The sequence below is a fragment of the Gaiella sp. genome (assembly GCF_039915195.1).
In the GTDB taxonomy this organism is placed as follows: domain Bacteria; phylum Actinomycetota; class Thermoleophilia; order Gaiellales; family Gaiellaceae; genus Gaiella.
Window position 1 is genome coordinate 1 of sequence record NZ_JBDSNT010000025.1, and the last position, 7,766, is coordinate 7,766.

Sequence of the window (7,766 nt, forward strand, 5' to 3'; positions counted from 1 at the left end):
CGAGCCACACCGAGAGTGGGCTCGCCTGGCCGGGCATGTCTCCGAAGATGTCCCCGAGCGTGACGAGCTTCGGCGAGAGGTTCGGAACCTCCACGCCCACCGCCTGCTTTCCGGGAATCGGTGCGAGGATGCGGATCTCGGTCGTCGCGAGGGCGTACGAGAGGTCGTCCTTCAGACCTGCCACCTTCGATACCTTTGTACCGGGCGCGAGCTGGAGCTCGTACCGAACGACCCGCGGCCCCGCGATCTGACCGACGATCGTGGCGTCGACGCCGAAGTGCGAGAGCGTCTGAACGAGCTGCTCGGCGGTCTTCGCGCTCTGGACCCCGTTGTCCCCCTTCACAGCTGGTGAGGGCTTCAGGAGCGAGCGGTCAGGCAAGCGGTACTCGACGCCCGCTGCGCTGTCGAACTCGATCTCCTCGTAGGCGTCGTCGGCGGTAAGGGCGTCCGGCGCGTTGTCGGCTGAGTGCATCACGAGCTGCGGGGACTCGGCGGAGGTGGCGACGGGCTCGATCACATCCGGGTAGGCCGTCGCAGCGTCGACGACGGGCCGACGCTCCTCGACCTCGTAGTCGTCATCGCGCTCGTCGGCACCACCGAAGTCGGGCATCTCGAAGCCGTCGAACGACCGTCGCGCCGCTCCACCTGCGCGCCGCATGGCGCCGCCGGAGGTACGAAGGACTGCGCCCGCCGAGCCGCCCGTAAAGAGCAGCGTTCCCGCGAGAAGGAGCGCGCCGCCGACGATGAGGACACCTGTTTCTCCCACGAAGTTGGCGAGACCGCCCGCCAGGCCGCTCCCGATCATCCCGCCCTGGTCGCGCCCGAGCGCGAGCATGAGGCCGAAGGCCCCGATCGCGAGGCCGGTTCGGAAGGGCTTCAGGTCGACGAGCTTGCTGCGAACGAGCATGAGCGCGCCGAGGCCGAGAAGCACGAGCGGGATCACATACGAGGCGCTGCCGAAGGCGCTGTGGAGACCATCTGCGGTCGCCTCTCCGACCGGGCCACCGTCCCAGCCGAACCAGAGCAGCGTGGCGAGGAAGGCACCGACCGCGACCATCCCGAGCCCCCACAGTTCGGGATGGTGATGCGATCGGGTCTTTGTCGCCCGCGTGGTCGTGCGGGCCGGAGCCCGGAGCTTGGCGGCGGACCGACGTCGCCCCGTCGCGCGCGGCTTGCCTGTCGCGCGGCGCGCGGGCTTCTTGCGTGTACGAGACATTGGGGTTGCAGCTTCTCCGGCGGCGTCCCGTATCCTCTGCGGATGCCTCTCGTAATCGGGATCGCCGTTGCGGGCGCCCTGGGGGCCTTGGCCCGCTACGGGCTCGACGAACTCATCGGCCGTCGGGCCGGAGCATTCCCGTGGGGCATCTTCGTGGTCAACGTCTCGGGCGCCTTCCTGATCGGCTTCGCCGTCGAGGCGCTCGAGCCTCGGTTCGAGGAGTCATGGGTGCGCGCAGCGGTCGTTACCGGCTTCCTCGGCGCCTACACGACCTTCTCGACGTTCTCACTCGACACGTATCGCCTACTCGAGGAGGGCCACGCCGCCCAGGCAGGGCTGAACGCCTTCGGAACGCTGGCCGCGGGCCTCGTTGCGGTCTGGTTCGGCCTGAAGATCGGTCGGACGGTCTAGAGCGCTCGGGCGCGCGCCTGCTCGATGATCAGCTCCGCGTCGGCCCGATTGCCGAACCCGCGGGTCTCCGTCTTCCCTTCTTCGAGATCCTTGTAGACCTGGAAGAAGTGCTCGATCTCGTCGCGGAACTCGGGCGGGATGTCGTGGATGTCGCTCACGCGCATCCAGGCCGGATCCTTGAGGGGGACGCAGATCACCTTCTCGTCCGGCCCTTTCTCGTCTGTCATGTGGAAGACGCCGACGACGCGCACGCGGATCCGGCAGCCGGGAAACGTCGGCTCCCCGACGAGGACGAGCGCGTCGAGGGGATCGCCGTCCTCCCCCATCGTGCCCTCGATGAAGCCGTAGTCCGCCGGGTAGCTCATCGACGTGAACAGCCTGCGGTCGAGGACGATGCCCCCGAGCTCCTCGTCCAGCTCATACTTGTTCCGCGAGCCAGACGGCACCTCGACGAAGACGACGACATCCCTCATGCAAGCCTCCCGATCCGTTCGACGAGCAGGTCGAAGAACCCGCCGGTGTCGAGTGCCACACCCACGTCCGCATTCGCGTCTCGCTCCGTTCGGCGCCACAGGTCGACGACCGTTCGACCACGACAGAGCTCGGACACGAGTTCGACTTCGACATTGCGGTGGACGGTGGTCACGAGCCCAGGTCGAATGAGATGCGCCACCGCGACGGCGTCATGGATCGGCGCGCCGTCCCAGCCGTACGTCTCCCGGTGGTAGACGGAGAAGAACTCGACCAGGTCGGCCACGAATGCCCCTACCTGTCCGGTGGCGACGAGGCGCTCGATAACCGCCGGGGTGGTAACGGCCTGGTGCGTGACGTCGAGCCCGATCATGGCCGTCGGAATCGAGGACGAGAAGACGGCCTGCGCCGCCTCGGGGTCTGCCCAGATGTTGAACTCGGCCGCCGGCGTCATGTTGCCTTCGGCGATGGCGCCCCCCATGAGGACGATGCGGTCGATGTTGGCACCGCCGGTGCGCTCGAGGAGCAGCGCCACATTGGTCAGCGGGCCTGTGGGAACGAGCGTGACGGGCGCGTCACTTGCAGCGATCGTGCGGTCCATGAAGTCGACCGCGCGCTCATCGAGAGCGGCGCGCGTTGGCGGTGCGAGCACCGGGCCGTCCAGCCCGCTGTCACCGTGGACATGCGAGGCGACGGTGAGATCGCGGACGAGCGGTCGATCGGCCCCCGGAGCGACCGGCATGTCATCGCGCCCTACCAGGTCGAGTACACGCAATGCGTTCGCGGTCGTCTTCTCGAGCGTCTGATTGCCGTACACGGTCGTGACGCCGAGCAGCTCGACCTCGGGACTCGCGAGCGCGAGCAGCAGCGCGATCGCGTCGTCGTGTCCGGGATCCAAGTCGAGGATGATCGGGATGCCTTTCGGCGTAACGCTCATTCCTGGAGTATCGCGTCTACGAGCGCTCGTCCGGTGTGTTGATCGGCAACCTTCTCCTATCGCGCAAGGATCGTGTCGATCTCGGCGGCTGTCGGAAGCGACGGCTGGGCGCCGAGGCGGGAGGCAGCGAGCGCTCCTGCGGCGCACGCACGCGTCAGTGCTTCCTCCTGATCCCGCCCCTCGAGCAGCGACACCACGAGACAGGCCACGAACGCGTCACCCGCAGCCGTCCCGTCGACGACCTCGACGCGCGGGGGAGTTGCACGAGCCACCTCGGCCCCGTCCTCGAGCAGGACGGCTCCCTCCGCTCCGAGTGTGAGCGCGACGATCCCGTCGGTGTGCGCAAGTGAGTCGAGCTCGAAGCGATTGACGATCGCGAGGTCGGGATCGACCGCGACGCGCCGCGCGGGCGCTGCGTTGAGGCAGAACAGCCCGGATGCCTGCTCCCAGGCGGCGACGACTGCGTCATCGGGGATCTCCTGCTGGCAGAGCACAGCATCTGCAGAGGGCAGCTCGAACTCCGTTAGGCGAGCGTTCGCACCCGGGGAGACGACGATCGTTGTTTCCCCTTCGGCGTCCACCGTGATCAGTGCGATCCCGGTCGGCGCGTCGACCGTCTGCACGTCCAGCTCGACACCTGCCTCGCGGAGCCCCGCAAGCGCCTCGTCCGCGAATGCGTCGCGGCCGACCGCTCCGACCATCCGCACCTTCGCGCCGAGACGCGCGCAAGCGACGGCCTGGTTAGCGCCTTTGCCGCCCGGGAACCGCTCGAGCGTCGCGCCGCTGACCGTCTCACCCGCTCGCGGCAACACCGCGCAGCGGACGACGAGATCGAGGTTGATGGAGCCGACAACGGTGATCCGGGGAGCGGGCACCGGATCAGCCTAGCCCGCCAACAGACTCGTGCCTGTCGTCAGGGATCAGGTCGCGAGTATGCGGAGATCGTCGACGGTCGACCCGAGTAACGTGTCGCGCAGATCGAAGAGGCCGGCCCAGAGGGACGAGCGATCCGGTGCGCTGTCGAGGCGCGCTGCGTCGGCGAGCCCTTCGAGGGCGCGGACGAGCACCGCGAGCTCCAGGTAGGCCGCCGCGACACGGTTCGGGCAAGCGTGCACACCCGCTCGATCGAGGATCGGACGCCACTCGACGAGCTCTCCCGCACCGGGACCGCCGTACCACGAGCGTCCTTCCGCCCTTTCGGGCTCGAGCTCGAGGAGGTAGCGGGAGAGCGGGGCCTCGAGTCCGGCGAGCGCGGTCTCGACCCGATCGGCGGCATGGCGGAGCGCGGCCTCCCGCGCACCTGGCGTAGCCGGAATCGCTTCCCCCCGATTCCAGCGCTCGAGAAGCCGGCAGAACGCAAGCGCGGCTGCCTCGCAGGCCCGGAGCTGCTCGACGAGACGGCGCGAGGAGCGCTCCGTCGCCGCGTACTCCCGGATCACGTCACACCACCCCGGCTGCGGTGGCGCCATCGACACGCTCTAGACCTCGATCACCACAGGGAGAATCATCGGCCGGCGCCGCGTGCGGTCGTAGACCAGCTTCGCGATCGCATCGTGCATGTGCTCCTGGAGCAGCTTGATCTCCGTGATGCCGTCTTCGGCAAGCTCGTCTGCGACGCGATCGGCCTCGTCGCGCAGCTCATCGAGCAGCTCCTCGTTGTCACCAAAGCCGCGGGCGATGAGCTCCGGCGGCGCGATCTCGCCGCCATCCGAGATGGAGACGGTCGTGACGACAATGAGGACTCCGTCCTCGGAAAGGCGTCGCCGGTCACGAAGTGCGACGTCCTGGACGTCCCCGACACCGAGACCGTCGACGAACGTGACGCCCGCGTTGATCCTGTCGACGATCTTCACCCCACGCGGCGTCAGTTCGACGACCGAGCCGTTCTCGGCGATGACGATCCCCGAGGCAGGAATGCCTGCGTCGCGGCCGAGTTTGGCGTGCGCGGCAAGCATGCGGTACTCGCCGTGGATTGGCATCAGCGCCTTCGGGCGCACGAGCGAGATCAGCGTTCGTAGCTCCTCGGAGCACGCGTGGCCGGAGACGTGCACCCGGGCGATCTCTTCGTGCAGCACCTCCGCTCCAAGACGGGACAGCCGGTTGATCGAGTCGTGGACGCGGAGCTCGTTCCCCGGAACGGGCTTCGCAGAGATGATGACGGTGTCGCCACGCTGAACATCGACGTTCTGGTGGTCGCCGTAGGCGATCCGCGTGAGCGCGGACATCGGTTCGCCCTGACTCCCCGTGCAGAGGATCATCACCTCGCTCGGGGGCAGGTCCATCGCCTCCTTGGGCGAGATGATCGAGCCCTCGGGGATGTCGACGTATCCGAGGTTCCGCGCAATGCCCATGTTCTTGCGCATCGACCGACCAACGAGGGCGATCTTGCGGTTGTTCGCAATCGCCACCTCCGCGGCCTGCTGCATACGGTGAATGTTCGAGGCGAAGCTTGCAACGAGGATCCGGCCGGTGCGCATCGGAATCAGCTGCCGGAACGCCTCACCGACCAGGCGCTCGGATCCGGTCATCCCGGGCCGTTCGGCGTTCGTCGAATCGCCGAGCATCAGGTCGACGCCGCGGTTTCCCATCGAGGCAAGCTTGCCCACGTCCGTCTTGAGGCCGTCGACCGGTGTGTGATCGAGCTTCCAGTCGCCCGTGTGGAGCACACGTCCTGCGGGGGTCTCGATCACGATGGCGACGCAATCGGGGATCGAGTGCGCCATGCGGATGAACTCGAGCTTGAAGGGGCCGATCTGCACACCTTCGCCGTCGGGGTCGGCCTCACGAAGCTTCGTCGACGCGCCCAGCTTGTGCTCGTCGAGTTTCGACTTGACCATCGCCAGGGTCAGCTTCGTGGCGAGAACCTCGCCGACTTCGACCTCACGGAGCACGTACGGGAGCGCGCCAACGTGATCCTCATGCCCGTGGGTGAGCACGATCGCGAGCAGCGGCCTGTCCTCGAGATACGAGAAGTCGGGGAGCACGAGGTCGACGCCAAGGTGCTCGTCGCGCGGGAAGGCGAGCCCCGCGTCGATCAGGATCCGCTGTCCGTCGAACTCGTACAGGGTCATATTCTTGCCGACCTCGCCGAGCCCGCCGAGCGGAATGATCCGGAGTGTGTCGCTCATCGTGGCGCAGTGTACGGGTAGGAGGCGACAGGCTTGTAGGGGCTATGCGAAGCGTCGCCGTACGACGCAGAGCGTCGCCCGACCCTCACCCCCAGCTTTCGCCTCCTCAGGTCGCGATCGGCTGCAGCAACCCGAGCCGTTCGAGGCAGTCGCGCACGGCAGCCTCCTCGTCGGGCGTGGCGCTGACGAGCGGCAGTCGGAAGCCGCCGAGCTCGTGGCCAAGGAGGTTCATAGCCGTCTTGATCGCAATCGGATTTGTCTGGACACGGAGCAGATCGATCGAGGGGCGGAGCTCCTCGTCGAGTGCCCGCGCCGCCGAGAGGTCGCCGGCGCGGAACCGGTCGATCATCTCGTGCAGCTGACCGCCGATGACGTGCGCGGTCACCGAGATCCCGCCGACGCCGCCTACCTCGAGGAACGGCAGGATCAGGTCATCGTCACCGGCGTAGAGGTCGAGACCCTCCGACACCACATGACGGGCGGCCTCGAGCGAGGGCTTGGACTGCTTCACGGCTGTGACGTTCTCGATCGTGGCGAGCGCCGAGATCGTCGCGGGTTCGGCGTCGACGATGACGCGGCTCGGGATGTCGTAGAACACCACCGGCCGATCCGTGGCCGCCGCGATGGCCTCCACGTGCGCGATGATCCCCCGCTGTGGAGGCTTGTTGTAATAGGGCGTAACAACGAGGAAACCGTCCACTCCGAGGTGGTGCGCACGCTCGGTGAGGTGCACCGAATGCGCAGTCGCGTAGGTGCCGGTGCCCGCCACGACCGTGTGGGTCGCGCCGATCTCGTCAACGGCGACCTCGTAGAGCGCGAACCGTTCGTCGTCCGAGAGCGTTGGAGCCTCGCCGGTCGTTCCGGTTACGACGAGCCCGTCGGAGCCGTTATCGACGAGGTGACGACAGAGGGACCGGAACCGGTCGAGGTCGGCCGAGCCATCTGCCGCGAAGGGCGTTGCGACGGCGGTGAGGAGCTCTCCGAGCATCCGTCGATTGTAACCCTGATCGCCCTGCGCTAAGACTGAGGGCAAACTCACGATCCGAGGAGGGCGCCATGGTACGCGAATTCAAAGACTTCCTGATGAAGGGCGACATCGTCAGCCTGGCTGTTGCGTTCGTGATCGGCGTCGCCTTCGCCGCCGTCGTGAACTCGCTCGTCAACGACCTGATCATGCCGATCATCGCGATGATCATCGGCAAGCCCGACTTCAGCGATCTCACGTTCAGAATCAACGATGCGGTGTTCCGCTACGGCGCCTTCATCACTTCGGTGATCACGTTCGTGGCGATCGCTGCGGCGGTGTTCCTGTTCGTCGTCAAGCCGATGGACGCGATGGCCGCCCGGCGCGCGAAGGGCAGCGAGGACGAGCCGATCTCCGACGAGGAGCGACGCCATCAGGAGCTCCTCGCGGCGCTCACAGCCCGGCCGTAGGGACTCCGCGCGGCGTAGGGGCTATGCGCACCCGCGCGGCGTAGGGGCTATGCGCACCCGCGCGGTAGCGCGGGTAAGCGTCGCCCTCCTCACGCCGCCCGCCATGCGTCGTCCTCCTCACGTCGCCCGCCATGCGTCGCCCGCCTTGCGTCGCCCGCCTTGCGTCGCC

General features: G+C 67.5%; 9 protein-coding genes. 2 read left to right on the plus strand and 7 right to left on the minus strand.

The features are described from left to right. The coding region (locus ABIR74_RS02390; RefSeq protein ID WP_348175015.1) for a DNA translocase FtsK at nt 1-1,216 on the minus strand (1,216 nt) is incomplete at its 3' end. Nucleotides 1,217-1,258: 42 nt separating this feature from the next. Here ABIR74_RS02390 and crcB point away from each other — a divergent pair. Then, nucleotides 1,259-1,627 carry a fluoride efflux transporter CrcB gene (crcB, locus tag ABIR74_RS02395; RefSeq protein ID WP_348175016.1) on the plus strand — a complete coding sequence of 123 codons (369 nt, stop codon included), beginning with the start codon at nt 1,259-1,261 and terminating at the stop codon, nt 1,625-1,627. On the opposite strand, the gene ABIR74_RS02400 is transcribed toward crcB, so the two are convergent. The 6 genes from ABIR74_RS02400 to dapA form a co-directional block, all read right to left on the minus strand. Continuing rightward, a complete protein-coding gene (locus ABIR74_RS02400) occupies nt 1,624-2,100 on the minus strand; it encodes an inorganic diphosphatase (RefSeq protein ID WP_348175017.1) in 477 nt (158 codons plus the stop codon). The genes crcB and ABIR74_RS02400 overlap by 4 nt on opposite strands. Continuing rightward, nucleotides 2,097-3,035, minus strand: coding sequence for a nucleoside hydrolase (locus ABIR74_RS02405; protein WP_348175018.1), 939 nt, complete (start codon nt 3,033-3,035; stop codon nt 2,097-2,099). Before ABIR74_RS02405 ends, ABIR74_RS02400 begins: the two co-directional genes overlap by 4 nt. Nucleotides 3,036-3,091: 56 nt before the next feature. After that, nucleotides 3,092-3,910, minus strand: a complete 819-nt coding sequence (locus ABIR74_RS02410; protein WP_348175019.1) for a ribokinase — start codon at nt 3,908-3,910, stop codon at nt 3,092-3,094. Between the two features lie 45 nt (nt 3,911-3,955). Continuing rightward, a complete protein-coding gene (locus tag ABIR74_RS02415) occupies nt 3,956-4,504 on the minus strand; it encodes a hypothetical protein (RefSeq protein WP_348175020.1) in 549 nt (182 codons plus the stop codon). Between the two features lie 9 nt (nt 4,505-4,513). After that, entirely contained in the window at nt 4,514-6,163 is a 1,650-nt protein-coding gene (locus tag ABIR74_RS02420) for a ribonuclease J (RefSeq protein WP_348175022.1), read from the minus strand. 106 nt (nt 6,164-6,269) lie between these two features. Further along, nucleotides 6,270-7,151: a 4-hydroxy-tetrahydrodipicolinate synthase gene (gene dapA, locus ABIR74_RS02425; protein WP_348175023.1), complete on the minus strand. Its 882-nt coding sequence runs from the start codon at nt 7,149-7,151 to the stop codon at nt 6,270-6,272. Between the two features lie 68 nt (nt 7,152-7,219). Here dapA and mscL point away from each other — a divergent pair, with 68 nt between their 5' ends. Continuing rightward, nucleotides 7,220-7,597, plus strand: coding sequence for a large conductance mechanosensitive channel protein MscL (gene mscL / locus ABIR74_RS02430; RefSeq protein ID WP_348175024.1), 378 nt, complete (start codon nt 7,220-7,222; stop codon nt 7,595-7,597). The last annotated feature ends 169 nt before the right edge of the window (nt 7,598-7,766 follow it).

Bases quoted from the DNA above. Each gene is read 5' to 3' on its own strand.
- mscL (WP_348175024.1), top strand. From the start codon at position 7,220: ATGGTACGCGAATTCAAAGACTTCCTGATGAAGGGCGACATCGTCAGC.
- ABIR74_RS02400 (WP_348175017.1), bottom strand. From the start codon at position 2,100: ATGAGGGATGTCGTCGTCTTCGTCGAGGTGCCGTCTGGCTCGCGGAAC.
- ABIR74_RS02420 (WP_348175022.1), bottom strand. From the start codon at position 6,163: ATGAGCGACACACTCCGGATCATTCCGCTCGGCGGGCTCGGCGAGGTC.
- ABIR74_RS02415 (WP_348175020.1), bottom strand. From the start codon at position 4,504: ATGGCGCCACCGCAGCCGGGGTGGTGTGACGTGATCCGGGAGTACGCG.
- dapA (WP_348175023.1), bottom strand. From the start codon at position 7,151: ATGCTCGGAGAGCTCCTCACCGCCGTCGCAACGCCCTTCGCGGCAGAT.
- crcB (WP_348175016.1), top strand. From the start codon at position 1,259: ATGCCTCTCGTAATCGGGATCGCCGTTGCGGGCGCCCTGGGGGCCTTG.
- ABIR74_RS02405 (WP_348175018.1), bottom strand. From the start codon at position 3,035: ATGAGCGTTACGCCGAAAGGCATCCCGATCATCCTCGACTTGGATCCC.